Origin of the sequence: Sulfitobacter sp. F26204, from assembly GCF_026410305.1 — a bacterium.
Taxonomy (GTDB): Bacteria; Pseudomonadota; Alphaproteobacteria; order Rhodobacterales; family Rhodobacteraceae; genus Sulfitobacter.
Window position 1 is genome coordinate 68,754 of sequence record NZ_JAPMLQ010000005.1, and the last position, 24,755, is coordinate 93,508.

17 protein-coding genes are annotated in these 24,755 nt (G+C 52.4%); 4 read left to right on the forward strand and 13 right to left on the reverse strand.

From position 1 onward, the window contains the following. Positions 1 to 40: 40 nt before the first annotated feature. The 10 genes from OS190_RS13315 to OS190_RS13360 all read right to left on the reverse strand — a co-directional run bounded on the left by OS190_RS13315 (position 41) and on the right by OS190_RS13360 (position 13,943). The gene (locus OS190_RS13315; protein ID WP_267159206.1) at positions 41 to 760 is read right to left on the reverse strand and encodes a LuxR family transcriptional regulator; all 720 of its coding nucleotides are present in this window, start codon (positions 758 to 760) and stop codon (positions 41 to 43) included. 185 nt (positions 761 to 945) lie between these two features. Next, positions 946 to 1,431 carry an RES family NAD+ phosphorylase gene (locus OS190_RS13320; RefSeq protein WP_267159207.1) on the reverse strand — a complete coding sequence of 162 codons (486 nt, stop codon included), beginning with the start codon at positions 1,429 to 1,431 and terminating at the stop codon, positions 946 to 948. Continuing rightward, positions 1,428 to 1,895, reverse strand: a complete 468-nt coding sequence (locus OS190_RS13325; RefSeq protein WP_267159208.1) for an antitoxin Xre/MbcA/ParS toxin-binding domain-containing protein — start codon at positions 1,893 to 1,895, stop codon at positions 1,428 to 1,430. The genes OS190_RS13320 and OS190_RS13325 overlap by 4 nt, the downstream gene beginning before the upstream one ends. A 118-nt stretch (positions 1,896 to 2,013) precedes the next feature. Further along, on the reverse strand, positions 2,014 to 2,943 hold the full coding sequence (locus OS190_RS13330) for a DUF1403 family protein (RefSeq protein WP_267159209.1): 930 nt from the start codon (positions 2,941 to 2,943) through the stop codon (positions 2,014 to 2,016). Between the two features lie 482 nt (positions 2,944 to 3,425). Continuing rightward, complete coding sequence (locus tag OS190_RS13335; protein ID WP_267159210.1) at positions 3,426 to 3,635, reverse strand: hypervirulence associated TUDOR domain-containing protein; 210 nt, start codon at positions 3,633 to 3,635, stop codon at positions 3,426 to 3,428. Positions 3,636 to 3,771: 136 nt separating this feature from the next. After that, positions 3,772 to 6,897 carry a hypothetical protein gene (locus tag OS190_RS13340; protein WP_267159211.1) on the reverse strand — a complete coding sequence of 1,042 codons (3,126 nt, stop codon included), beginning with the start codon at positions 6,895 to 6,897 and terminating at the stop codon, positions 3,772 to 3,774. Between the two features lie 33 nt (positions 6,898 to 6,930). Continuing rightward, positions 6,931 to 10,614, reverse strand: coding sequence for a hypothetical protein (locus OS190_RS13345; RefSeq protein ID WP_267159212.1), 3,684 nt, complete (start codon positions 10,612 to 10,614; stop codon positions 6,931 to 6,933). A gap of 114 nt (positions 10,615 to 10,728) precedes the next feature. Then, positions 10,729 to 12,228 carry a hypothetical protein gene (locus OS190_RS13350; protein ID WP_267159213.1) on the reverse strand — a complete coding sequence of 500 codons (1,500 nt, stop codon included), beginning with the start codon at positions 12,226 to 12,228 and terminating at the stop codon, positions 10,729 to 10,731. A gap of 360 nt (positions 12,229 to 12,588) precedes the next feature. Beyond that, on the reverse strand, positions 12,589 to 13,341 hold the full coding sequence (locus OS190_RS13355) for a hypothetical protein (RefSeq protein WP_267159214.1): 753 nt from the start codon (positions 13,339 to 13,341) through the stop codon (positions 12,589 to 12,591). A 20-nt stretch (positions 13,342 to 13,361) separates the two neighbouring features. Then, a complete protein-coding gene (locus OS190_RS13360; protein ID WP_267159215.1) occupies positions 13,362 to 13,943 on the reverse strand; it encodes a tetratricopeptide repeat protein in 582 nt (193 codons plus the stop codon). A gap of 108 nt (positions 13,944 to 14,051) precedes the next feature. Between OS190_RS13360 and OS190_RS13365 the strand changes: the two genes are divergently transcribed. Both OS190_RS13365 and OS190_RS13370 read left to right on the forward strand, forming a co-directional pair. Then, positions 14,052 to 14,573, forward strand: coding sequence for a hypothetical protein (locus OS190_RS13365; protein WP_267159216.1), 522 nt, complete (start codon positions 14,052 to 14,054; stop codon positions 14,571 to 14,573). 41 nt (positions 14,574 to 14,614) lie between these two features. Beyond that, on the forward strand, positions 14,615 to 17,110 hold the full coding sequence (locus OS190_RS13370) for a hypothetical protein (RefSeq protein WP_267159217.1): 2,496 nt from the start codon (positions 14,615 to 14,617) through the stop codon (positions 17,108 to 17,110). 999 nt (positions 17,111 to 18,109) lie between these two features. On the opposite strand, the gene repC is transcribed toward OS190_RS13370, so the two are convergent. The 3 genes from repC to repA all read right to left on the reverse strand — a co-directional run bounded on the left by repC (position 18,110) and on the right by repA (position 21,564). Next, positions 18,110 to 19,162, reverse strand: a complete 1,053-nt coding sequence (gene repC / locus OS190_RS13375) for a plasmid replication protein RepC (protein WP_267159218.1) — start codon at positions 19,160 to 19,162, stop codon at positions 18,110 to 18,112. A 234-nt stretch (positions 19,163 to 19,396) separates the two neighbouring features. Beyond that, on the reverse strand, positions 19,397 to 20,365 hold the full coding sequence (gene repB, locus OS190_RS13380) for a plasmid partitioning protein RepB (RefSeq protein WP_267159219.1): 969 nt from the start codon (positions 20,363 to 20,365) through the stop codon (positions 19,397 to 19,399). Beyond that, positions 20,365 to 21,564, reverse strand: coding sequence for a plasmid partitioning protein RepA (repA, locus tag OS190_RS13385; RefSeq protein ID WP_267159220.1), 1,200 nt, complete (start codon positions 21,562 to 21,564; stop codon positions 20,365 to 20,367). Before repA ends, repB begins: the two co-directional genes overlap by 1 nt. Before the next feature lie 510 nt (positions 21,565 to 22,074). On the opposite strand from repA, the gene OS190_RS13390 reads away from it, so the two are divergent. Together OS190_RS13390 and OS190_RS13395 are read left to right on the forward strand one after the other, a co-directional pair. After that, a complete protein-coding gene (locus OS190_RS13390) occupies positions 22,075 to 23,358 on the forward strand; it encodes an MFS transporter (protein WP_267159221.1) in 1,284 nt (427 codons plus the stop codon). 118 nt (positions 23,359 to 23,476) lie between these two features. Beyond that, positions 23,477 to 24,751 (forward strand): MFS transporter, encoded by a 1,275-nt coding sequence (locus OS190_RS13395; RefSeq protein WP_267159222.1) that lies wholly within the window; start codon positions 23,477 to 23,479, stop codon positions 24,749 to 24,751. Positions 24,752 to 24,755: the final 4 nt, after the last annotated feature.

Below are 24,755 nucleotides of genomic sequence, written 5' to 3' on the forward strand. Positions count from 1 at the left end.
TCCTTACCGCCCAGGCCGTTGGCATGACATTCAAGACAGATCAGATGATCTTGAGCTTTGATGCCTTGTTGGCGGCCTGTGCCAAAGACACACAATCCAACCGCAAGCGTGCGGATTTGAGGTAGGAGCGCACAGTATGCTCGGACAGTTCCAGGATCATTGCAATTTCAAGATAGGTTTTACCCTCGGCGCACCATTTGAGACACTCCAGCTCGCGTGGTGGCAATTGCGGCATATCGACGTCGTTTGAATATACCTCGGCAATCGCCTTGATGTGGAAATCTTTGGCCAATAATTGCAAGACCTCGGCAAGAGACCTCAACCGGTCTTGTTCCATCCCGTTTTCAACGCCGAGAGTTGCCGAAAACAGTGAGCCGCGACCTTTGGAGTCTTGATGCGGTACCGAATAGCCGTTCAAAGGAATACCGAATTTCGACGCTTCGACGAACATCTTTTCGGCTTCAGGCGTTGTCTCCAGATCACACCAGAAAAAAGGATCGGCCGAGGTCATACCAGCCTGAACAACCGGGTCGATGGATGCGAGATTGTTCAGCAAATAATGAGAAACCCATTCAGGCGGATAGGTGGTTCGGACAAAGGGATTGTCCAAGGGGTCACCAATCTTGTGGGCCAGATGATAGGTGATATGATCCAGTTTCAGCAAGTCGCGCACTTCATTGACTGCATCCGAGACCGAATTGCTTCTCAATAAAGCGGGGAGAACCTCATTATATTCGTCGTTCGAATCGATGGCCAACATTCACTTGCAGTTGTTTCTTGCCCGGAGAGAGCAACTCAGAGTTAGCCGCAATGTAATCAGATGTAAATATCGTTCATGGGCCAATAAACTTCAATTGGTCTGGTTCCATGGTTTATCAAACGGGACGAGCGCGGCGGGACATTATTTAACTTGTTCCTATTCAACCTAGGGGTCACCAATGGCCGTTATTGGGCAAATAGGCGCTCGTCCCACCAAATCGGGATTTCCAAGCCGACCGAAATCAACTTGAAATCATCATGCAACGAATTGAACACGATGTTTTTTTCCATGCGCGCCACCACAGATGGGACGATCAAAATCGCTGAGCGTTTCTCGGAATACCAGCTGCGTCCGAATCTTCTTGCGGTTTCACCATCAGGCGCGGACCATCCTTCTATCAGGTCGGTATTGACGACCTCATAGCTTATCCCCACAGGAATTGAAATTTCGACAAAGTGCTGGCCAGATGGAATCTCGCCTTGGTAATGAACAAGCTTTTCCAATAGTGCTGTCGAATAGTATTCTGACGCGTAAATGACCGCTGCACCTGCCTCGTGCCAACGGCCTGACGTCAACCTCGCTCCGCCATCGTCCCAGATTGGGAATTCGCCCCTGGGATCTCCAATGCGGTAGGCAGACATGGATTGTTCCAGCTTTCGATCACGTGTCATACTGCGAAGCTGGACTCCGCCCGTCTCAACATGTTGATGACAGCTTCCGCCCCGGCAGAATTAGACTGCGCCATTTCCATAGGCGTTCGTCCGGCAAGCAATTTGTGTGGCCTGTTCAAGAACCGCGATATTGCGGCCTCGTCCCCATGGTACAGACGACTGACCGCATCGACAACGCGACTGACCTCATACAGGCGCTCACTCATCTCGCGGGACAGTGCTTTGCGACCTTTTTTTGCCCTTCGCAGCGTTGCTTCGGGGATAAGAGGGCCAACAACAGCGGCACGCCCTAAAGCCAGGCTCAACGTTTCGGCAGCCGATACGGCAAGACCGCGTGCAATATGGTCAGCCAAGCCTATGTCGTCCAGCGGGCTCTTCGCTTTGAGACCCAGCAGTTTACCAATTCGACCGGATTCAGTTCCCGGCAGTGCCTCCGGTGTCATGTAAGCTTCTAATGCAGCCATTTTAATGTTCCATTGTCCCAGTCACATGACGCAGAAATAGACGTCATGTGACGATTTGTCAAGCTGGGAGCAGGCAAGACGCCCTACCCTTGCACAGCCTTACCTTTGGCTGAAACGCCTAACTTGCAATTCCATACAATCGGAAGGTGGGACGCCCTGTAAGCTCACGCGCCACCCCCAGTTCGACCAGACGGTCGCAAAAACGTCGTGCTGCACGATCTGTCATTGGCGTATCGCTTCCCTGAATGACCGGTGACAACATCGCCGATGGAGCAACTGCATCCTCTGAGAGAAACACGCAGACCGCATGCGCTGCGCCTTTTGCCCGCAGTTTTGGGGCAATCGCACGAAGTGCCCAACTGCGTTCAGCCAGATCCCGCGCCAATTGAATACCCGCTTCGGCAGAGCGCAAAATACACTGTTGAGCAACAAGATCACCGCGCTGCCTGTCGTCACCCAATTCACGCAACATTGCTTTGGTCAGATACCGAGCCGAGACAGGCAGGATTTTTGGCCAGTTCAAATAGCGCGCAAGCACCATATCCGAGGCAAGGCAGGCCATCCGTTCGGCCCGCTCATCCACGGCGAGAACCGCACGCATGATCGCAACGCACGCCGCCAAAGGACCGTGAGTCAAACTGTGCGATTGCCCGATTTCCAACCAGTTGGCAAAATCGGCTGCCATTGCTTTGCCGACAAGAACAGAACATGCGGCATGTCTGTCTAGGCCCTTCAATGGCACCCGCGCTGCATCACGCCAAAAGGCCAGGAGCTGACCATCAGGTCCCTGCGCATCACCTGGCGGTGTCAGATGAAACGCATCGCGAATGTCAACTTCCCGAGCCAGGCGCCCTTCCAGCTTCGAGGTGGCTGTGGCTGCCTTTAGTGCAAGACTATTCGCAAAAAGCTTCACAGGGACACCATGCTCTGGATGGGTCATCAATGCGTCCAGCAGGGTCAGCGCGGATCCGGATCGAAAAGCCACGGTTTCAAGGGTTTCAGCGCGTCCCGAGGTAACCCAAGCCGGAAGTTTGGTTTGGCTTCTCAAGGTTTCGCCATTAGCCGACGATCGCAAAGTCAGGGACCATTGCATTAATTGTGAAACAAGCCGGTTTTGGCCTTTTGATGTTCAACATCCCGCGTAAATCCCCGCTCAAATATCATCCCTGTGCTCTGCGCTTATACTCATTTTATCTGCTTCCCCATCAAAATGTCGCCGATCTTCTTGTTGAACGCAACAATACTGTCGGTAGATCGACCGCTTATCGCTGGGTTCATCAAGTTTGACGCTGAAATCTACGACCTTCATCAATCCGAGGAATGCTGGAACTACGTCAGGGCCGCCGAATGTGGTTCAAGTTTCAGATCGCTTGTCCAAGCGAGATCTCAAAGACAGTCATTCACGCTGTTTCCGTTTCCAATCCCTTGTCTGTGGAAGATTATCGAACATATGTTCGGGCATCGCGGTATTTTTCCGGATTACATCCTCATGAACGGAAATGAGGCCAACCGAGAGAAACCCTTCCGCCATCAATCTATCTTAGTCAACGTGCCTTCCTTGTGAGCGGCCACATGGTCGGTCTTGTCGCTTTCAATTTCATACTGCGGATCATCTTCCGAGGCGCGGCGGGTGTGGCCCTTGTAATCGAAATCGCTGGTGTGGATCTTGCTGATCTTACCGGTCACATAGCCCGCTTCGGAATTCCATTTCACATGATCACCGATCTTGAATTTCGCCATTGGTCTTCCTCCTTTGTTAGAGAAACGAAACTCATCATGGGAAGGTTCCGCAAAGCCAATCAAATTCACATTTTTTGAACTGGAGGTTTTCCGGCCCTGAACTATTCAACACGTCAAACACAATTGCATTCGGAATCTAGGCCAGCGCGATCTGATCGGGGAACTTCTTGACCAAGGAAGCGTTCTTGCGCGTGCCCGCAGCCCTGCCACGCGCCAGGGCTGCAAAGGTCTTGGCCACCGCCTGCATACCTTGATGCACTTCCGTACTGCTTCCATCGTTGAGTGGTTTGTACTCTGTTGCGGCGGCATCCAATCGTTCCAGAAGATCGACTGCATTCTCAAGCCTGTCGACCAACTGGGCCTGTTCCTGCATCAGCGCGTTCGCTTCGGGCTCCTCATCCTCTGACATATTTTTATCTATATCGCGGGCAGCCTTAAAGATATCGCCGTTCTGCCATTCTTCGAGTTTGGACAACTCAATCAGACAACGATCAATGGCCGGCGTGGCAAGGCTGGCCCTGTCCAGTCTCGGTGTCGCGGATTTCTCTGCTGCAGCTTTGAACGCTGTCCAACTGGTAACGGTCAATGCCGGTTTGCCCGGATGCCAGTTGCCGTCCATTTTCTTCTCTACTCCCAAAACGGTTGGGTCGTCCTGTAGCTCATTCTCAAGAAAGGCGATCAGTTTGATGCAAATGTCTTTATCGTTCTTGAACGCCTCCACCGACAGGCCCGAAGTGCGCAGGGCGTTCTGGGCCGATGCATCTCCCATGATCGACGCACCATAAGCGATGCAACATTTGGCTAGCGTGGAATTCATGCGCAATGCAGCCCGCGCTGCCTTGCGGTTTCCGGGGTTGTCGCGCGCCTTGAGGTAAGCGCTCCACCCCTTCTTGATCGTAACCTCAGCATGCATCTTGTAGCCGAACTCAACCACAGCAGAGGCCATGTTGTTGGAGGTGGCGACAATGCTTGAAACGCCGGACGGGTCAAAGATTTTGGCTGTTTCCGCCCCGACTGAGATGCTGTCAAAGACCACTTTGATCCTTGCGTGGTTGAGGTGAACATAGCAATTGTTAAGCGTGTTCTCAATCGCAGGTGCCGTGCCTGCCCTCGCGGCAAAGGCGGTTTTCATGCTGTCAACCCAGGCGTTGTGAACCTCAGCCGCTTTACGCATCTTCAGAAAGTCAACAATCAGCTTTTGAACAGCCACGGCAAGGCCCGCCCCGGGGACAATCGCCGCCACGACGCTGAGCGAACCTGCGGTCAAGTTGTTCCAGAATTCGGCTCGCTGGCGCAATTTGGTGGTATTGGCCATCGCCCGGTCGATACATTCTTGAGCGCGAACAAGTTCTTCTTCAGTTTTGCCGGTAATCTCCGGATCGGGGAAGGCCTCAGAATACATCTCTTCAAAGCCGACCATCTCTTCATCGACTTCTTCCAGCATGGCTTGCATGCCTTCTTCGGAAAAGACATTTTCAAGTTCTGCAAGTGCCGTCATTTCCTGATCAAGCGCGATCTCTTCCTCAAGATCACGGCCAAGCTCTGCGGCCTCATCCTCGGATTTCATGACAGAAGACGCGGAGTTGAGCTTGCCCAGAGCATTTGTAACATCGCCCATGACCTTGGCCGTGCCTGAATCGACTGCGCGCTCGCTGCCGGATTCGGTATACGCCCGTTGAAAGTGCTTGAGCTCTTCAACCTCTTCTGCGGTCATGTCGGCGCGCAGGCCATCATACATCTGTTCGCTAAATCCGATGGTGAACCCCGACAACAACCCATTCACCAAAAGCGGCGCGGCCTGACCGGGATTTTTGTCGATAAAAATCGCCTTGCCGATCGCCTTGATGTTGGCACCCGACGTTATGCCCAGTTTCAGCGCGGCAGCAAACTGCTGTTGTGCCGCGAGATAGTCGCGCTGTTCCCCAAGTGCATCGTCAAAGGCATTCTTGTCCGGGTAATCGCTTTCTTTGATATCAGCCACGGATTTGTTTGCCGCCGCCACGATCCCTGTGGCAATTGCATCCCCAAGGCCAGAAACGATCTTCATGATCTCGTCAAATCCACCCTCGTAGTTGCGTTCGTGAAACTTCTGTCCCATCACAACCAGCTGTGGAAGCACCTTGGCACTTTTGAACGCGGTACTGATGGCAGCGGTGGTAAAGGCAACTTTGGCCTTGTTCTGGCTGTCGGCTGGGTTTTCCTGGCTGGCCACCATCGCCGATTGCACAACCGAAACCGTCATGCTTTCTGCAATGGTCAAAGCCTTGCCTATCGTCGCAGTCCATTTGTCGATCGGCGGTGCGGTGGAATGCCTATGATCGGCAACCAATTCAGCAGAGGACAGACCACCCAGAACGACTGCAGTTGCCGCCTTGGCGATCATTTCATCGGTGCCCGCGATAGCAATATCTCGGTTCTTGGATGAGATTTGCGCAGCGATTTCAGCCTTTTTAACCGGGTCAGTCTCTACGTCTTTGGCGGCTTTTAGCTCAATAACTTCTTGCTTGGTCTCCGCAACGTTCATCGCGTCCTTGGCGGACAGTACCCCGGCAGTCAATGTTCCCGCCAATTGCACGCTTTCCTTGGCAATCTTCATCCCCAGCTTAAAGTTCTCGCGCCCAGTCGTGGTGGTTGCCGAAAAGGCTTCGATTTTCTTTTCATAGAACTCAGCCGCGCCATTGAAAGCGATAGCATGTTCCGAGAATTTATCGGGGACAATGTTGTCTGGGATCACACCAGCACGCACCAAGGGTGTCCAAACCTCCTTGCGGATATCGTCATCGGTGAAGAGCGGCATTCCATCCGCACCAATTTGCATTTCCATTTTTCGCTGGGCGACCAGGGCTTTTTCGTAACCTTCTCTCAGCTTGGTGATAACAGCGGGATCAATCGCTCCGGTGTCTTCACCGATGTCAGCGATGGTATCAACTTCGACGTCAACCAGCATCGCCCATTTACCTAGATTTGCGTCTTCCAAGTCCTCTTCGGTCGCCCGCCAGGGCATTTCGGTAAAATTCTTATCTTCAGTTCCGGCAAGTTTGCGCCATGCCTTTGTGATAGCCCAAGGGTGGTTATCATTCTTGATGATCAGGTCCTGGCTTGCCATGATCTCATCGCGGACATCATCGAGGTATCCATCCATCCCCGATAGAAACTCCTCGCGATCAGCCATTTTCTGAACGGCTGAGGCATAGGCTTCGTCATCCAGGTTTTTGCCAGATACGTATTTGATCCAATCGAATTCGTTTTCAGTCAGTGGCATGTCTTACTCCCCCACCTGATGTTGCACCGACCGCTAAGGAGCGAGGTTTTTCAGAATGGTCGTTTCAAAATTTAGCAGTGTTGCTGTCAGCTGCACCCAGGTCTGGCCACGGTCCATCGGGTTGTTGCGGTAGATTTCGAAGGCCGGATCGCTTTCAAGTCTGGTCCGGATGCGTCGCAACTGCCTGAGGGTCTCTTCGCGCAGTTGCCCGACGATTGCTTTCTTTTCCTTATCCGGCAATTGTCCCATTTGGTGCTGGGGATCTTTCAGATTGGCCAGCTTCGTCTTTGCTGTGCCATCCAGTACCAAAAACCCGTTCTTGTCGCCCTGGCAGAGGGCCAGCACCTGATTGACTGCCGCAACGGCTGCTTGCGCCTCATCGTCTTCGCGACGGTCATCATCTGCAAATTTCTCTGTCAGCATCTGCTGCACTTTCGCAGCGGCGGCGCTGATCTTGGCTACCGATGCCCGGATTTTTGCCTGGGTGCCGTCAAAATCAAAGAACCATTCGCCTGCAGATTCCTTTTGCGTGTCAGTCACATCCGCATGCAGATCACGCCAGTTCTTGGCGCTGTCCTTATACTCCTGTGCCGCACGCTTGTTGTCGTGAGAAGTTTCAAGGTTCTTTCCGATGGCTTTATAGGCGGTCTCAAGCCCGTCGAAGATGGATTTGTATTCTTTGTAATTGCGATGCCTGGTCTTGTTGACATTATCATCAATCCAATCCTTGACCTTGGCGCGCTCCTCTTTGCATAGCCGTTTCTGCTCAATAACGTCGGCTGCGTCTGCCGTCGCGGTTTCGGTCCCTGCCCTTGCCTCGCCCAGAAAACGCGCCAAGCCGAGCAAGAAAGCTTCAGGATTGGTGCCTTTTTCAGCGATCATTTTTTCAAGCGCCACCAGCGCAGTGGAAAGCTCGTCAATCAGCCTATCAGCTTTGTTGATCACCTGATCGACGGTCGGTTGTGAGCGCGTCTCAAGCTCCTTGCGTAACGCCATCAGGGTTTCGCGTGATTTACCCTGTGCACCGGCAAAATTCTTGTCTGCGGTCTTGAGATAGGCAAGTGAGGTCCTGATCGTCTCTGTTGCTTGACGCAGTGCTTCCTGTTCCGCGTCGGACTTTCCATTGAGATTAATGATGTTTCCGCGGAGAAGTTCCTCCGGCGTCATCTTGGTCAGCTGTGCAATCTTGGCACCGACATTTGCCTCGGTACCTTTCTTGTTGGCAGAAAGATCCAGTTCAATCCGATCCAGTTTTTCGGTCGCTGCGGCATGATCGGTCCGCAGTTTTTCGGCCGCAATTTTGTGGGGTCCTTCGAATTTTGCCAGGAAGGCCTCAACCGCCGATACGACATCCGCTGGCTTCTTCGATCCCTCCCAGCCGGACTTGAGTTTGTCAAAAGCGTCAAGATCAGCCCCGTAACCTTCCGGTCTCCACTCGGCATAGATTGACCTGACACTTTTTTTGGCCAGATAGTCATCCACAGCCTTGATTGCGTCCTTCGCAGCTTTATAGGCATCGCCGTCCTTGACCTGATCCAGCATTTCCTGCGCCTCTACGGTCGCGGCCTCGATCAACGCTGCTGAACCCGGTGTCTCAAGCTCTGCGAGCATCTCAAGCGTCTGCATTTTTTCGCGCAGCTTGGCCATTTCCGCGCGCGGTACGTCCTTGAAACCGGCGCCACGCTTATCGACCATCAGCGCACTGTCGGATGCCTCTTTCATCCCGATTTCGTAGAACTTTTTCTCGCCGTCAGCTCCTTCAATTGTCAGCACGTGATCTGCAGGAATGTTTGCTAAACGGCTCAGGTCTGTGATCTCTCGAGCATCGTGGATGACCAACAACTCGCGTTTTATGGCGTCTACCTTTTCATGTGCGGCAACCTTGGCGGCATCGTCTGCTTCCTTGATTGCCGGATCAACGGCAGGAATATCCGCATCCAGAATATCGCTTTCAAGGCTGGCCAATGCCGTATCTGCAGCAGATAAATCAGGTGGCGTTTCGGTTGTCTGCGCATCGCGTAGCGCCTTGACCTCGTCCAACCGTGCGCGCAACGCACCATCAGTGTCCCCGCCTTTGCCCCAATGCTTGTCGAGTAAGACGCTGACGGATTTAAGCGTCCGGTCAAAGGCCTCGAACGGATCAACCGGCGGCACAGGAGGTGGTGGCAGTGCAAAGCTGCGCGAACCCTTGAATTTAAGGTGCAACTTCGCCGCGTCCTGGCGCAAAAGCGCCGCTTCGCTGTACTTCCCTTGCCCCGCCAATGTGATGGCATTGTCCAGAATCATATTGAGCGTCGCAAGCTGCGCATCGTTGATTTGTGTAACCTGCGGCTCGCCAAGGAACAGTATTGCATCCGATGCGATGGTTCGTGAAGAGGCCAGGTAAGTGACCTTGTCCGCCTCGATATTTTTGATGGCCTCGGCCCTGTAGGCGCTGCTATCACTGTCTGATGGTGCCACTTCAGGGAATACCCGCTGGCCATCGGGCTTTGTGTCCAGATAGGCTTGTAAGGCCTCTTCGGTCGAGGGGCGTCCGTCTCGAATACCGGCCATGACAAGATTCATCTCAGCCGCCTCGAATTTGATCTCCTTGATTTTTTCCAACCGATCCGCCGCCTGTTTTTCATAGGCCGCCAACTGCGTGCGTCTTTGTTCTAAAGCGGCTTTTTGATCCCTGGTTTCCCCTATCTGTTTGGCAAGACGCTGCTTTTCCTTGAACCCCTCCGCATCAGCCAGTTTCTGGGTCAGGGTGGCAATTTCGACAGCCAGCGCATCGATTCCGCGCCCGAGATTTTCAGTCGTCCTATCGATCTTGTCCTGACGTACCACTTCGCGTCCGGCAACCGGATCAGATGCCGCAAGTTCCGCCAGAGCATCCAGCGCGGCGTCGCGCATGTCCTCGACCAATTCGAGTAAGGTTTCGATAAACGGTGCACGCGCTATTTCGCAGGCATCCAGGGCCGTTGACAACTCGGCACCAAGCGTGACGAGTGTGTCTTCGTTCACATCCTCTGCGCCTGCCGCAACACGCAATTCCGTTAGCTTGACCTTTAGCGCCCCATGCGCGGCTGCCAAACCATCAACCGCTGAGCTGCGGGTACCGTCCAGTTCCACATCGCCCAGGCCTTGTTTGATCAAAGCAGGGCTCAACGTGCCTTGATCGTCCAGATTTTCAAGCGCGGACAAGGAGGTCTTCGCGGCCAAGATCCGCTCAAGAAGCTTATCCTGGAGCGTCTTGATCCGAACTTCGTCCGCCAGTGCTTCCATTCGTGCATCAATGATCTGGGCTGTCTGACGTGCCCGATCTCGGATGCTGGATAGACGAATGTCGCGAAGCACCAATTCATCAGTGCCCCAATCGAATTTTGGATCATCGGCCTGGGCATTTACCACTGTTGAATCTATGTCAACGATGTCACCCTCGACACCTTCGAAACGAATTCTGAGGTCGTCCATCTCATCCCAATAGCCCGCGAAATCGGTTCTCAGTGCTCGGGCTTTGGTCTCGACCTCGTTCTTCTTATTCACATATATGACGTATTGTTCTTTGATGTTGGTCTGAAACTCTCGAACCTTCTTTTTGCTGACCATCTTTCGCCGCAGCCTTTTGGCCAGGCCGCTTGAGATAATTGCGTTCTTGCCAAGCCATTTCGACAGAAATACAAGCTTGTCGGCATCAAGTTCATTTACGGTGATCGGACCATCGTCATCAGGCATGTTCCCGCCTCCCCTGGGCACCGTGCGAGCAGACGCACGCTATGTTTTTTCAATTCTTTACAACAGCAAGCAGTTTCAAAAGCAGTTGTTTTAAAATCTCTGCAGCCTTCTAAATCAGGCTATTTGTAAATTTTCTTTCTCAAGCTCCTTTGCCACAGCATCCAGCGCTGCAACCGCGGTCCGCCTGACCTTCAAACCTGATAGAAATCCATTTTTGTCGTCAATAACCAGAAAAATTCCCGAATTTATCTCGGCGCGGTACGTATTGATCGCACTCAGACACTTCTGCCTCAGATCACCGCGTTTGGCCGCTTCGGTTTCCTGTATCAATGCATCCAGAGCATCTTCCAATGTCTCATCAATGGGGTCGAGATAGGCTTGCAGGTCCTTTACCGCAGTTTCGATCCCTTCAAAATCGTCACCGTCACAAGATGCTACAATAGCGTCGCCAAGACGGGCCATTTCGCTGCGCAATTGCCCCTTCGCACGACCCCACATCAGACGGGTTTTTGTAAAGTCGACTGTCAGACTGACGGGTCTCTCAGCAGCCTGCTGCTTTTTCGCCTCCAGTGCTTCCTTGACAGCCACCTCAAGCCGCTGCGCTATGGTGATGGCCTTCTTGTAGTCACCATTGGCAGCAGCCTCATCTGCCGCCATCATCACCGCACGCAGTCTTTGTGCGTTGGGAACATCCGCGTTCAGGGCTTTCAGCACCACCGGCGATACCCGCGCCCAAAGCGCCTCCCATTGACTTTGCAGTGGATCAACAACTGTTTGGTCATCTTGTTTTGCCAGCGCATCCTCAATGCCCTTGATCGCCGCCCTTGCCCCGCCAAAATCCTGACCGCGCAGCTTTTGCGCCGCAATCTCCCAGACTTTCATGAGATTTTCATTTGCAGGAGCCGGCGCAGCCAAACATTTCGGCCGTAGGGTCTTTAGTTTGTCCGCCAAATCGGCTGTTGCCTTTTTTGCATCCTCACTGGCCGGTTGCGTGCCAGCGGCTTTCTTCAGTCCAGCCGCAATTGCCGCAATCAACTTTGCCGCTGTCTCCAGCTCTCCTGCGTTGATCATCTCAAGGGCGGATTTTGCAGCCGCCTGCAGTTTTGCCTGTGCAGGCCCGCTCAGTGCGCGGATTTGAGGTACCAGTTTGATGACCTTCTGGCGCAGGGCCTCGACCCTCGGGTCCGACTGTGCGCTATCATCAAAAAGGTCAACTGCGTCGCTTTCATGACCATCCTCATCAAGGGGATCATCGGGCAGGTCTTCAATGTCATCCTCGATAACATTCCCGTTCTCATCGAGGATCTTGATATTATATGGTGCCTTTTGCTTCTTGAGCCATTTCTTCAATTTCTTGGCCAGACCCGGCAGTTCTTGCTCACAGGTCAGACTCATCAGCTTGCCGTCAACAGCGCAAAGCCCGTAGGCAACCTTGTTGGTGGTGCTTTCCTTCTTGACCGCCCGGCTCAAAGCATCCGGTGCGCGTTTCTTGTGAAGCGCAAAGACAAAATCTGCCTCATCCTTGCCAGGACTGGCTGCAAAGGCAAGCGGACGTTGCTTTGCTACCCTGATAAGCTTTTTTAGCTCTTCCCCCTCAACCGAAAATTCACCCATTAAATTTCCCCGTCTAAAAAATTTGCTCCACGGACAATATACCCCATTTACGCTAGGGCAGTCTGGCGGGTCGAATTGAATGCGTCAAGCCGACTGCGGGGAAAGGATCAATCCACCAAATCCGGCCAAAGGCTTGGATCGTCGGCTGGTTTGACGCCAGAACATAATACGATCGACAACCAGCGTTCGTCCCCATTGGCACGACCCACCCACCCTTTGCGATCAATCAAAACAACCATAGACGGATTCGAAGCTGCGAGAGCCAAGGCAACTTCCTGACGCTTAGCTACCCCAGTTTCCCAATGCTACCGCCCCTTCTCGCCCGTTCGAACATGGCTGCAAATGTCGGCGGTTCTCTTTCTAGTTTCGGCTAAATTTCAGAGGCGCTGCCGCTGCAAACCAATACCCGCCCTGCTCGCCTTCGAAAGTCACTGTTCCTGAAGCGGTATCGGCATTCAAAAAACGCGCGAAAATTGTCATTACCATCGTGCCGGGCGTTAACTGGCCGACCAGGCTCTCGCACTTTTTGAATTCCGCGTCAAAGAAAGGCTGATGTTCTGGTCGCGCCGCTTTTCGGCCACCGATTTCGACGACGTTTTTACATTCGCTATAAGAAAGTGGTCCATCAAACAAGCCATCTTTGATTGTTTCCAATGTGTGGACCCCACCGCCGCTATGCCCGCTTAGATCATACACGTTTGTGCCAATGAAAACAGGCATTTCGCTCCAAGTGCATCCGGCATTCTCTGGTGCACTCTCAGGAAACTTTTGGATCATTTCAGCAGCCCAGTTATTATCTGAATTCTCCGAGGGAAACAAAACGGCCCTGTTGTCACCAGATGCACTGAGCATTTCGACGAAACCGCTCTTTTCATTGTAAGTCAGTTTAAGCCCAATAGGCTTTTGAGGCGGGAGCGGTACGCCTATTCCACGGTAGGTCGCGGCACCGCCGGCTCCTTGTTTCAGCGTCCATGTTCCGTCCAGTTGCGTCAGCATCTGAAGCGGCGACAATGCACAAAACTCGCCCGAAGAAACGTCCTGCGCATAGCTGAGTGTACGGCTGCACAAGAGCACACAAACACAAAGAGTAAGGAATTTCATAAATTTCTTCATTATAAAATCAATCAACCCAATCAGTTGGACGATTTGCAATTTTCATACTTCGATAGAATGCAAGCTTCGGCCTGGTCGATTGCAAGTTTGACTTGCGCTTCACTCATTTGCTTTTCAAGCATGTTGAGCATCGTTTTGCTGGTATCGAAGCCGTTCATATTAGCAACTGCGATCCACATGCGCCCGTGCGCCCGGTCTCTTTCCACACGGTCGCCAAACGCATAGAGGAGACCCAGCGTACTTTGCGCCTGTGGAAAGCCGAGCCTCGCTGCCTTGGTGAACCAAGTAACCGACAAAGCGGCCGCTTCCTTGGCTGCATCACTTTTGTCTTCGGGGTCGACACCCGCATAGACGAGGCTGCCAAGTTCATACATCGCAAGTGGATTGGACTGACTTGCGGCGGCCTCGTACCAGAGAATTGCATCTGGAACACTTTTGTCTGTCCCAATCCCGTATTGGTATGCTTGGGCTAGGCTCAACTGCGCCTCAATATCCCCGCCATGAGCTTTCGAAGTTTGTTGAGAAAAAGCATCTTGTGAGAAAGCCGCAATTGGATGGGTCAAGAACAACAAGGCGAGCACGTGTACTTTGTTCAACCGCACGTCCCATCTCCCCAGAATGACGACCAGAGTAAAAACATGCTTAGATTGACCTCGGGGGGGCGCTTATGTCAATGTTTCACTTTACCTTAGGTGAACTGGAATCTTGACATGAGGTTGGTTGTTGCACTGGTAGCTTTGTTTGGTACGCCGTGCCTTGCACAGGCAGAACAGTTCGGAAGTGTTTCCGCCGTTTTGGATGGGGAACAACAAGATTGGTTTACGATCTCGGATGGTGCCGGTGAAAACATGGCCGCTTCCGCCTCTTTCAGAAAGGGTAAGACTCTTTCTGATTTAAGCATTCAGGCTCATCCGCAGCCGCGCTTCTCTTCGAAAAGTGTTCTCAGTATTTCGGTGAGCTTTCTTGGCGAATACGAGGCTGGAAAGGCCCCTATGACGACCGAGTTGATTTATCTAACCGATGGGATGCGAAAACCTTTTTATACCAGCGAAGGTGTGACCGACGCGATGTCCGTTGATATTGAGTTGCTTGAAGCTGAAGACAGTATCGGCACCGTGAAGGGGACGTTCAAATCCAAAGTGTGTCTGGTTAAGGAATTGTACGCAGATCCGGATCTTGACGTCTGCAAAGATATTTCTGGCAGTTTTGATACTCAGATCCAGATACGATAAAAATGTGGAAGTCTTCACAGCGCTGTTGTCTGGCGTCTCTGGTGGCGTTTTTATTGCAGTTCCAAATTGCTGAAGCTCAAGGTCACGGCTGGCCAACAACCGAGTGGGTCGCAGAATGCGCCAAAGACGCTGTGATTTGCCAGGTCGACGAAAACGGCAAGCCGAATGACGAAGGTGTTGACGTTTTCCTCACTCAATTGCGTGAAGCCAGTCAATTTCTGGCACGTGCTGGATTGTTACCTCCTTCAATGATCACGCGCCCCGACAATACAGTGGGAGCGCCTTATCTCGCCTATTTTCAGGACGGGCTTTTCAAATTTGCCGACAGCGTTCACGCAGCTGGCTATTATCGCCCTGATGTTCGCACATTGTGGGTGGACTACAGTCAGTTTTTTGCATTCGACACAAATTCATCCGGCTATTCCGGGACCGCTGCCCATGAGCTTTTTCACGCGGTACAGGAAAGTTATGGATTGACCGGAAAACTATTGCGTTCTGGCAAGCAGACCAAGTGGGTTACGGAAGGAACAGCCACTGCGGTTGAATGGCTTCAATCAGGAAGTGCACAATACGTTGGCAGCGGATTGCCATACCTTGATTTTCCAATCGATGACTTGCAGTCGACAAGTGGCGGACCCGGAGAATACGCCACCTACCCGTTCTGGGCTTTCATGGCAAAAAAGTACGGTGGGGCAACTTCAAGTGGCGTCGGTTTTTTTCACAACTTTTTCAATGTCGTCAATGAATTGCCCGACAGTAAGTCGGTAATGGAACTGGTGGACATTGCGCTATTGAAGGTGACCGGGGCCGGATTGTATGACATCTACCCGGATTTCATCGCGGAATTCGGTTCCCACCAAGGACGTTACAAATCACTATCCGCAAGCGAGTCTTCCTCAAATTTGATGATTGTTCGACGTGAGTTGGGGGACGCAAACCTACAGGTCAATGGCACGGTCAGACCGCTAGCGGCTGAACCCTTTAGTCTGACTGTTCTCGATTTCGCAAATAGCGCGCTTGAAATCCGACTATCTGGACCAGACACAGACGGGCTTCATCTGATCGTAGACGATCAACGTTACGATACCGCCGCGACCGGATTTGATGGTGATCGGAATGTCTTCTATTCAGATCAGATCGGAGAGGCGAAACCGGGAAATGTCGGACAGAAGTATTTGATCCGTGTCGTCAACGCATCTAAGACACCCATAGACTATCGGTCGCGTGATTTCCGACTGATTGTCACTTTGTACAGTGAATACGCCGTAATTGGCGAAGCTGACATAGACGGTCCCAGCTCTGCCGATATCGACAAGCCAGTCGAGATCAGTTTTGACAAACGAAGCGCGTTTCTTGCTCCCTATGTGACTGACGATACTCTTGCGGCCGGTTTATCCGACCCCTGCGCATTACGAGTAGATTTATGGAACACGATAACGCGGGATTCGCTCGGGTTTGAACTGGACCATGACGGGCCCATAACAACCGGCGAATACATCCTTGCGACAATTGGCGAAGATGGCAGCCTGTCTCCAGAAGATTATCCAAACCAACCCGTAGCCGGCTTTGTTATCGGCGCGGCCAACGCCCTATCACAGGGTTATCGTCAGCAATTCAGTGCCCGAGGCGGCGTCTTGACGATCGATGCGATCACACCGCGTTGGATCACCGGGAGTGTGCGGATTGCAGGTACACGACGCTATGATAGTGCGTGGATTTCCGGTACGCCGGTAGACTTTCCCGCAGAATTGAAGAACCTGGAAATAAAGGTGAAGTTCAGCCTGCGTCACGAACGACCGATGGGTGTTGGAAAGGTTCTTGATGTCAGAGAATGCCTCGAAGGGGAAACTTCCGATTTGCGCAGGAACGGTTCGACTTCGTTAGATCCTCAGATCGATCCGAGGCAGAGTGTTGATATGGAACCCAATGCTTCCGGTAAATCAGACCCAGCGACCGAATCCGGCACGACACCAAATTTGTTTGCAACGACGCAAACTGAAGCACACGCTGTAGAGAACGCACCTCTGTCCAACCCAGAAGACGAGCGGCGTAAAGGCCACCAGTTGAATAAATCTGGAAAACCATTTCTCCTTGTACATCTCGGTACCGAAGGATCAGGTTCTTACATTCTTTCCGGCGACAACGTGGAGCTATCTGGCGGATGCAATCGTGATTTTCTTTCACTTGAGTTTCGGTTGAGAGAAAGCGCGGAGGGCGACTTGAAATCCTTTGGATTTCGCACTGGACCAGGCGTTCGCGACAGTAAGCTTGAAACATTTGATGTGCCAGAGATCTTTGTTGAAACCATGCAAAGTGCACCATCACCCGCAGGTGACGCCAGAACGGCGGTCAAACCGCAAATGGCGGCCAGCCTTCTTGGTGGACAAGGAACATTGATGCTAAGCGAACAAAATACAGGTCTGCACTCTTCGTATGTGCGGGGCAACTTATCTGGTACAGTTGCGGCGCTTGGTGGACTAGCGGACGAAAAACACCTGATCAAAGCAGAGTTCAGGGCGCATGTCGCATGTGATTAGTCGGCCCCTGCATGATGTTACCCTGTAGCAAGATGGTTAGGATTACCGACGCCTTGTTAAAGACCAAATGATCTTTTCCTGCTTTAGGCCGAGGTCGCTGCCGTTCTGGGCCAGGGTTTTTGGTACGAAACGGGGTTGCCGAATTTTGCCCACGTTCAAAACGATCCAAGGAAATAAAACCCGGTCATATCCATCACATTCAACCAAATGTCGAGACAGTGCTAGATGCATTAACAATCTGTTCTAAATCATTTAAATTTCCAACATGAAAGCGGCAAACATAAGCGAATTAAATTGCGCGCCACCTCCATCGGCTTGTCGCAATACAATCGTGACGCGGCGCTTTTGATGGGAAATAGCCATGATAACCGCCGCACCTTGTTCCCTGGATAAAGTAGCACACATTTGTTTGATGCGGCACAGGTGAGGGGGTTCGCCTATCTATGATAGAAATCCGACCATTGGTACATAAAGCCTGATCATATGAACTGGGAAAAGAGGTTCACGGCACGTACCTGGCGATGCTGCTTTTGCTTCCCCCTGATAATGGCTGGCATATAGATCCGGTTGATTATCTCTGATCTGAATGAGCGCAAAGCCTGGGTCGAAAACCATGACTACAAAACTCCGATCTTGATTAGAGAGATCTTTCTCTTGATGCAGACACGGGGTGTTGCCCCCTACCCCGTCGCTTGAAATGTTATATCTCTATATTGCGCATTCGTCCGCCCATCTTATCTTGCCCTGCCCTTTGATCGGTTCCGGCAAAATACTTGATCGATGCTTTTGATTGAAATTGGTATTAGGTTGCGTGGCGCCCAAAAGGCCAGCCTTGTTACGAGGTAGTGCGATAGCATTCTGCCGGAGTTTGGCTCGAAGCAAATCGAACTTTCACTGTGAATGAACCGGAGTCAGACCCACTTGATAAACTACGAAATAGCGAATGATTGATTGCGACTCTCATGTGGGTCCTTGTTCTTTTGTCCACCGCGGTGGACATTAGGTGCTGACTGTTGACGGCATGGACAGCTTTTCAAGTGCCCGGGTTGGGTTGAAATTCATCACGCGTCTCCCAAGTGTGATACTGTGAAAATATGCGGCAAAGTCTCTGACACGGTCACCCAGTTGAAGGACGATAAAGATTGCACTTGATGCAGTTTCCTCACCGATAGCTTCAATTGCTTTGTCAAAGAGTGTTGTGTGAATGCCCATCATTGGAGCCAGGGTTCGTGCATGATTTCTAACTTCAGTCCAATTATCTGGTCGTTTGGTTGTGAATGCCATTGCTTGATCGCAAATTGACATTAGTTTCTCGATTGCGGGTGCTTTATCCGATAAATCGTTTTCTAATTCTTTTTGTTTTTTTATAGACCTAGAATGGTGGCGGACAATTTGCCCGTCATTGGCGGGCATTTTGATCGTTTTCGGTGTGTCCACCGCGGTGGACATTTCATTGGTTTCCGCGTCAATCTTGGTTAGCAACCCACGATATTCGGCTACTGTCAGTTTTCTGCGAAGTGTTTTGCGCACCTCTGTCAGCAGAAGGTGCTCTGGTGCATGACCTTCCAGGCACACCAACTTTGTCAGGATCTGCTTGCGCAAAAATGCCCTATCACGCCGATCATTTTCGACCTTTTGAGCAGCGGCAAATAGTTCATTCGCACGGGCAAGAAAAGGGGAGAGCGACAGGCCATAGCTGATGGCACACCCGCCCGAAGACCGCACGCGATAGCGTTTGCGGTTTGGGCTGTCCTCACGCTTCATAAATCCTAACTCGATAAAGCGATCGATATGCCTGCGCAGTGTTCTCTCGTCTATTCCACCAACGCGGCGGCAAATTTCATTGTTGGAGGCGAACACAGTATCACCGTGGCCGGGTCGCAAGAAGCTGAGCATTGCCTGGAGTGTCTGGATGTGGCCGGGGCGTAGGTTGAAAAGGCTGCGCGCATCTCTGAGCGCTCTGAAGATTGCCCAGAGATCTGTGTCGTGTGGCGCTAAATCGCCCGCTGCGGGTGTCGCGGCGTTTTTGACGGAAAGTTTTGTGAATCCCATAATGTATTGACAAAGACCGTATGGCCCACAGGTTATCCGCTCGTCGCACATTGTACCGCGCGAAAAGACAACAAAAAGCCGTCCACCGAAATGGTGACTCTTGACCGTTGTGTTGGAGATTGCTACATCAAAGGTGCAAAACTACTGATGAGGGCTCTCCGAAGGATACTTTGGGGGGCTCTTTTCTTTCTGGTCTCGTTTGTCTCCTCTGCTCGTGTTTCAGTTCTGACCCGATCAGGACGCCGGGCCTTTTTCACTCTGCCATTGATCGAAGAGTTGCAAAATTGTGGCCTCTGCATGCTCTTCCAGCCATTGGCCGAATTCTGGATTGTTCTTGCGGGCGACCTTGATGGCAATGGCTTTGCCATCCACTGCGAGCGTGGCAAGGGGGCGGCCGTTCCGGTCTTCTACGACAGATTTGACGCCCTGGTCGGCCTGCTTAACTGCAGGTCTCGATCGCTGAAGGCAGGCCGTGTAGACCGCTTGAAATCTCTCTGCACTTGAGGAATCGGCAGGCAAGGACGGCAAAGTCTCTTTCGCAATCTCGACAAGGGCGACTTTCTTGGCCAATGCGGCCAGTTCTCCCCATTGTCGTCTGCCAACACCATGAGCAGGTCCGATCATGTGGACGATCTCATCCGGTAGCTGTTCGATCACGACGCGATGGTTCGAAACCCCTTGTCGGGTCAAGCCCAAGGCATCCTGAATGATGCTTGGTTTATAGCCTGATTCGCTCATCTCTTTGATAAAAAGAGATTTTTCGATAAATGACGGATCGAGGCGAAGGTTGTTTTCCTGCCCCTGAGCAATCAACGAGGCATCGTCGTCAAGGGTGCGCACGATTGCCTTGACCGTACCGCCAATTTTTCGAATTGCCGCAAGCCTGCGTCGTCCGTAAACGATACGATAGCGGTCATGTTGTGCCGAAGGGCGAACCATGATGGGTACTTGCTGGCCATGCTTTTGAATGCTTTCGGCAAGTTCATCAATGCTGCTGTCTTCCAAAACAAGCCTGTCGCGCAGCCCGTCCAGTTCAATCTGGTCAGGATGAAGATCCCGGATAGAATTGGCCGTGATTTCGCGCAAGGAGTCACGAAGTCCACCGACAGAGCCGGGCAGTTTCGTGGTTGGTGCCGGGGCAGGGGAGGGCGGTGCGACTTGGCTGTCGTCTATTGGCGGCTGGTTGAATATATTGCGTGCCATCAGCGCCGCCCCCATGCCAATTGTATGGTCTGCTCAAGTTCATCCGCGACACCGTCAACGCTGGATAGCGCGCGATCAATTGTTTTACGGATGAATTGGGTTGGATCAACTTCATAAACTGTTTGCTGGGTCATGCCTGCGTCAGAAACGGCGGTCGATTTCAACATCGGTTCGGTCATGACCTGCCCCGCCAGAATTGATCTTAGATACCCTGCCATTTGGGTTTGAGGCCCGTCAGATGGTTCGTAGCGTGTGATAAGGAACTTGACGAAATCCCAGGTGACCCTGCGTCCAATGGCTTCTTCGACGGCTTTGATCGTTTCCGAGGCAAGCTTGAGGAACTGGCTCATCGACGCGATGTCAAGCATACCGGGAACAACAGTGACAAGAAGGCCTGTCGATGCGGCTAATGCAGTCAGCGTGAGAAAGCCCAATTGAGGCGGGCAATCAATCAAGATGATGTCGTAGTTGGCTTCGACTTCTTCCAAAGCCACGGAAAGACGTTCCGCGAAAATTGGCTGTACTCTACGGGCAAGCGCATTGGCTGTTTCGGTCTCATATTCAGAGAGCATCAGACCCGCAGGAACCATGTCGAGATTGTGAAAATAGGTTTTTTGAATAACCTGTCCCAGCGGGAGCTGATCTTCATATCGCAATGCGTCGTAGATCGTGCCACCTTCGGCAAATTCGAGTTCGGGCCGAAAACCAAAGAATGTTGTAAGGCTGGCCTGTGGATCAAGATCAAGCACAAGGACACGATACCCACGCAGTGCATAGCGTTGGGCAAGATGGATCGTTGCAGTGGTCTTGGACGACCCACCTTTGAAATTGACGACTGAAATTACCTGAAGACGATCTCCTTGGCGGCGTCCGGGCAAATAGGATTCAGCGTTTTTTCCGGTGCGCGCCAGAATGTTCCTCAATTTGCCTATCTCTTCTGCCGTGTAGAACCGGTGACCGCGGCCATCGGTAAACACTTCAGGGAAACTTCCGTCCTTGTGACGATTGCGTAAATTGGATGTGCTGACCCGCAGCAGAGACGCAACTTCGGTGGAACTGAAGCGTCTGAGCGACTTTCGCTCTTCGGGTTGAAAGGCAATCTTCATCTGCCGGTCCAGAGACCCGGCAAGATTGTCCGCAAAGGCACCTATATCAGTAGAACCTATACCTTGCGGATTCCCTGTGATCTGTTCATTCATTTACTGCCGCCTGTCATGGCCTTTGCTAAGGCTCTTTGTTGTTCTGACGGCCTAAGGCGCGCCTGACGCGATTTGCCGTCAGAATGGAAATGCCATGAAAGAGTGAGTCCGGCAACAAAAAACAATAGGGTAACTGAAAGTTATCCACAGACCAAGTTGGGTATCCTGTAGAAAGAAGTTGTTAGATAATTGAAATATATAACTTTTCTGCGAATTCTTACCGCCGGAGGCTTAAAACTCCTTCGAACAGGATTCATTTGATTTTCGCCGCATGTCAGCGATTTTGGGCCTCTGATGCTATTGATTCTTTGAAGGGGTCGACGTTTGAAGGCCGGACGAGGTTTGTAATCCTGCGCGAAAGTTAAGATTCGCGTGATTGCTACTCCGTTTACAATCTGCATTCTACGCGGCCGGCCAGATCTGCGTTTATGGTATTGTTTTGCCTGCAAATCGTTACTCTAAGGTAGAAGTCCTGTCCGCTTGACAACACCCAACCCCAGAGACCTGCGTATGCCTGTAACGAAGCTGGAAAAAAGATTGTTCAAAGCATTGGTTGAGGACACCACGACCTCGGGTGGCTTGTCTGAGGCACAGGTGAAACGAGAACCGGCGAATTTTCTGCGCCATGCGGTTTCTCTCTCCATGAATAAGGTGGCCGATGGGTTGATTGATCCAAAACTGGTGCTTTCATGGCTTCTTGCACACTTGGGCGCATCTTCGTTCTTTGTCGGCCTGCTGGTTCCAATCAGAGAAGCAGGTGCTCTATTACCCCAACTGTTCACTGCGCCGCGCGTACAGGCGATGAGGCGCCGAAAATGGGCCTGGGTAGCCGGAAGTATCGGTCAGGGTGCAGCGGCGGCGGGTATTGTTCTGGTTGCATTGACCTTGTCAGCAGAGGCTGCCGGTGCTCTGATTTGTGCGTTCCTGGCTGTACTGGCAGTGGCGCGCTCGGTTTGTTCGGTGAGTTACAGCGATGTACTGGGCAAAACCGTGGGCCAGTCGCGTCGCGGTGCCGCGACGGGTACCGCGACATCGCTTGGGGCAGGGGCTGTTGTTCTGTTCGCCCTCCTTTTGATGTCGGGCCTGGTCGAACGCGCAGTGCTCGTCGTGGTGGCTATCGGTCTTGCCGCTCTCTTGTGGCTGGCGGCGGGTCTCGTTTTCTCGACGCTGTGGGAAGAGCCTGTGCCGGGGGAAAAGCGTTCAGCGACATTTGCGCAGTTGAAAATCCTGTTTCATGATCCACAGCTACGCCGCTTTATCTGGGCGCGCGGGTTATTGACGTCCACTGCGCTTGCGCCACCCTATATTGTCTTGTTGGGTGCCCAGGCCGGGCAGGGTACATTCGACAGGCTCGGGGCGCTGGTGCTTGCCTCTTCGATCGCCTCATTCTTGAGTTCGTGGGTTTGGGGGCGTCTTGCAGACAGTTCCAGCCGACGTGTGCTCATGTTTTCCGGAATGCTCGGTGGTTTGGCCTTGGGTGCAGCGATTGTGCTGGATCTTGCCGGTGCCACCCAGATGATTTGGGTTCTTCCCTTGGTGTTGTTCGTTCTCATGATTGCCTATCATGGGGTCCGTCAGGGCAGGGTAATCTATCTTGTGGACATGGCTCCAAAGCATAACAGGGCAACATATACGGCAGTTTCGAACACGATGATCGGGATCGTTTTGTTGGGCTCTGGTGTGTTTGGAGCGCTGGCATCCCTGGCGGGGGCCAAAGCCACGCTGTTGATCTTTGCCTGTATGGCGTTTGCGTCAATAATTGTTACCAAAGGCCTAGAGGACATCGATGGTTGAGTCGCCCAGCCTGTGACCCAACTTTGTTGTGTTCATGTAAGTGCCGACTTCTGCTAGACAGAGGGGAGGTTAATCCCACCCGTCCGCGCTTAAGGACAGATCACCGGACAGATATACTATGGCCCAATCCCTGCGCATGCTGCTTGCCCCGGTCAAATCGCTTCTTGGCGGTACGTCAGCCTTTATGGCGGGGAACAGTTTGCTTGGTGTGGTACTCCCGCTTCGGATGGAGGCCGCCGGATATCCAATTGCGCTGACCGGTTTGATCATGGCGGCGTATTACCTGGGGCTGGCCTTTGGCGGGTTCAAGGCAAAACACATAATTCTGCGGATCGGACATATCCGGGCTTTCTCGACATTTGCGGCGCTGACAGCGGCTGTATGTCTGGCTTATGCGTTCTTTTTCAATCCGGTGGCCTGGGTGATCCTACGGATGATCAACGGGTTTTGCATCGCCGGCATGACCAATTCGGTTGAAAGCTGGTTGAATGATCGCAGCAGCAACGAAACGCGTGGCCGCGTCCTCGGATATTACATGCTGGTCTTTTATCTTGCGATTGCTGTTGGACAAACGATGGTGAACATCGCTCCCGTCGAGGGTAGTGACCTTTTGATGATCGCCGCTGTGTTGATCGGGTTATCGCTTATTCCGATCGCTCTCACTCGCTTGGGCGAACCCAACCTGAGCGAGCTTCGCGTTCTGGGTGTGAAAAAGCTGTTCGAAGCCTCGCGCGTTGGTGTGATCGGGGCAGGGGTTGCCGGTATTTTGGTCGGATCCTTTTATGCACTTGGAGTCGTCTTTGCCCGACAGATCGGGTTGAGCGTTTCGGAGGCCGCGATCTTCATGAGCACGGTAGTGCTTGGCGGGCTTGCTGCGCAGGTGCCGGTTGGCATGCTGGCAGACAGGTTTGATCGCCGGATCGTGATGTCCTGTATTCTGATCGCTGTTGGGGCGTCATGGGGGCTGTTGTCGATTTCGATCCCGGGCGACGTTCCACTGATCCTGTTGATGGCTATGGCAGTAGCCTTCGGCGGGGCGATTAGCAGCGTTTACCCACTTTGTGTGGCCCAGACGTTCGACCGGCTGGACCGGAAATATTATGTTGCGGCATCAGGCCGATTGCTGATGGTTTACTCCATGGGCGCAACGGCCGGGCCATTGCTCGCCTCATTTCTAATGTCGCTATATGGTCCGCGATCGTTCTTTCTTTTCGAATCTGCGATTGCGGTGGCTTATGCGTTCTTTGTCCTTGTCATAGTTAAGACAGGGCCAGAATTACCTGTGGAAGGGCGTGAGAAATTTGTACCCTTGCCTGACATATCGCCGGTTGCCATGGCGCTAGACCCGCGCACCGAACCAAACCGCCACCCTTCGCAAGCAGAGCAAAGATAGCGCA

Coding starts and splice junctions, on each gene's coding strand:
- OS190_RS13315 (WP_267159206.1), bottom strand. CDS start 760: ATGTTGGCCATCGATTCGAACGACGAATATAATGAGGTTCTCCCCGCT.
- OS190_RS13320 (WP_267159207.1), bottom strand. CDS start 1,431: ATGACACGTGATCGAAAGCTGGAACAATCCATGTCTGCCTACCGCATT.
- OS190_RS13325 (WP_267159208.1), bottom strand. CDS start 1,895: ATGGCTGCATTAGAAGCTTACATGACACCGGAGGCACTGCCGGGAACT.
- OS190_RS13335 (WP_267159210.1), bottom strand. CDS start 3,635: ATGGCGAAATTCAAGATCGGTGATCATGTGAAATGGAATTCCGAAGCG.
- OS190_RS13340 (WP_267159211.1), bottom strand. CDS start 6,897: ATGCCACTGACTGAAAACGAATTCGATTGGATCAAATACGTATCTGGC.
- OS190_RS13345 (WP_267159212.1), bottom strand. CDS start 10,614: ATGCCTGATGACGATGGTCCGATCACCGTAAATGAACTTGATGCCGAC.
- OS190_RS13350 (WP_267159213.1), bottom strand. CDS start 12,228: ATGGGTGAATTTTCGGTTGAGGGGGAAGAGCTAAAAAAGCTTATCAGG.
- OS190_RS13355 (WP_267159214.1), bottom strand. CDS start 13,341: ATGAAGAAATTTATGAAATTCCTTACTCTTTGTGTTTGTGTGCTCTTG.
- OS190_RS13365 (WP_267159216.1), top strand. CDS start 14,052: ATGAGGTTGGTTGTTGCACTGGTAGCTTTGTTTGGTACGCCGTGCCTT.
- repC (WP_267159218.1), bottom strand. CDS start 19,162: ATGGGATTCACAAAACTTTCCGTCAAAAACGCCGCGACACCCGCAGCG.
- repB (WP_267159219.1), bottom strand. CDS start 20,365: ATGGCACGCAATATATTCAACCAGCCGCCAATAGACGACAGCCAAGTC.
- repA (WP_267159220.1), bottom strand. CDS start 21,564: ATGAATGAACAGATCACAGGGAATCCGCAAGGTATAGGTTCTACTGAT.
- OS190_RS13390 (WP_267159221.1), top strand. CDS start 22,075: ATGCCTGTAACGAAGCTGGAAAAAAGATTGTTCAAAGCATTGGTTGAG.
- OS190_RS13395 (WP_267159222.1), top strand. CDS start 23,477: ATGGCCCAATCCCTGCGCATGCTGCTTGCCCCGGTCAAATCGCTTCTT.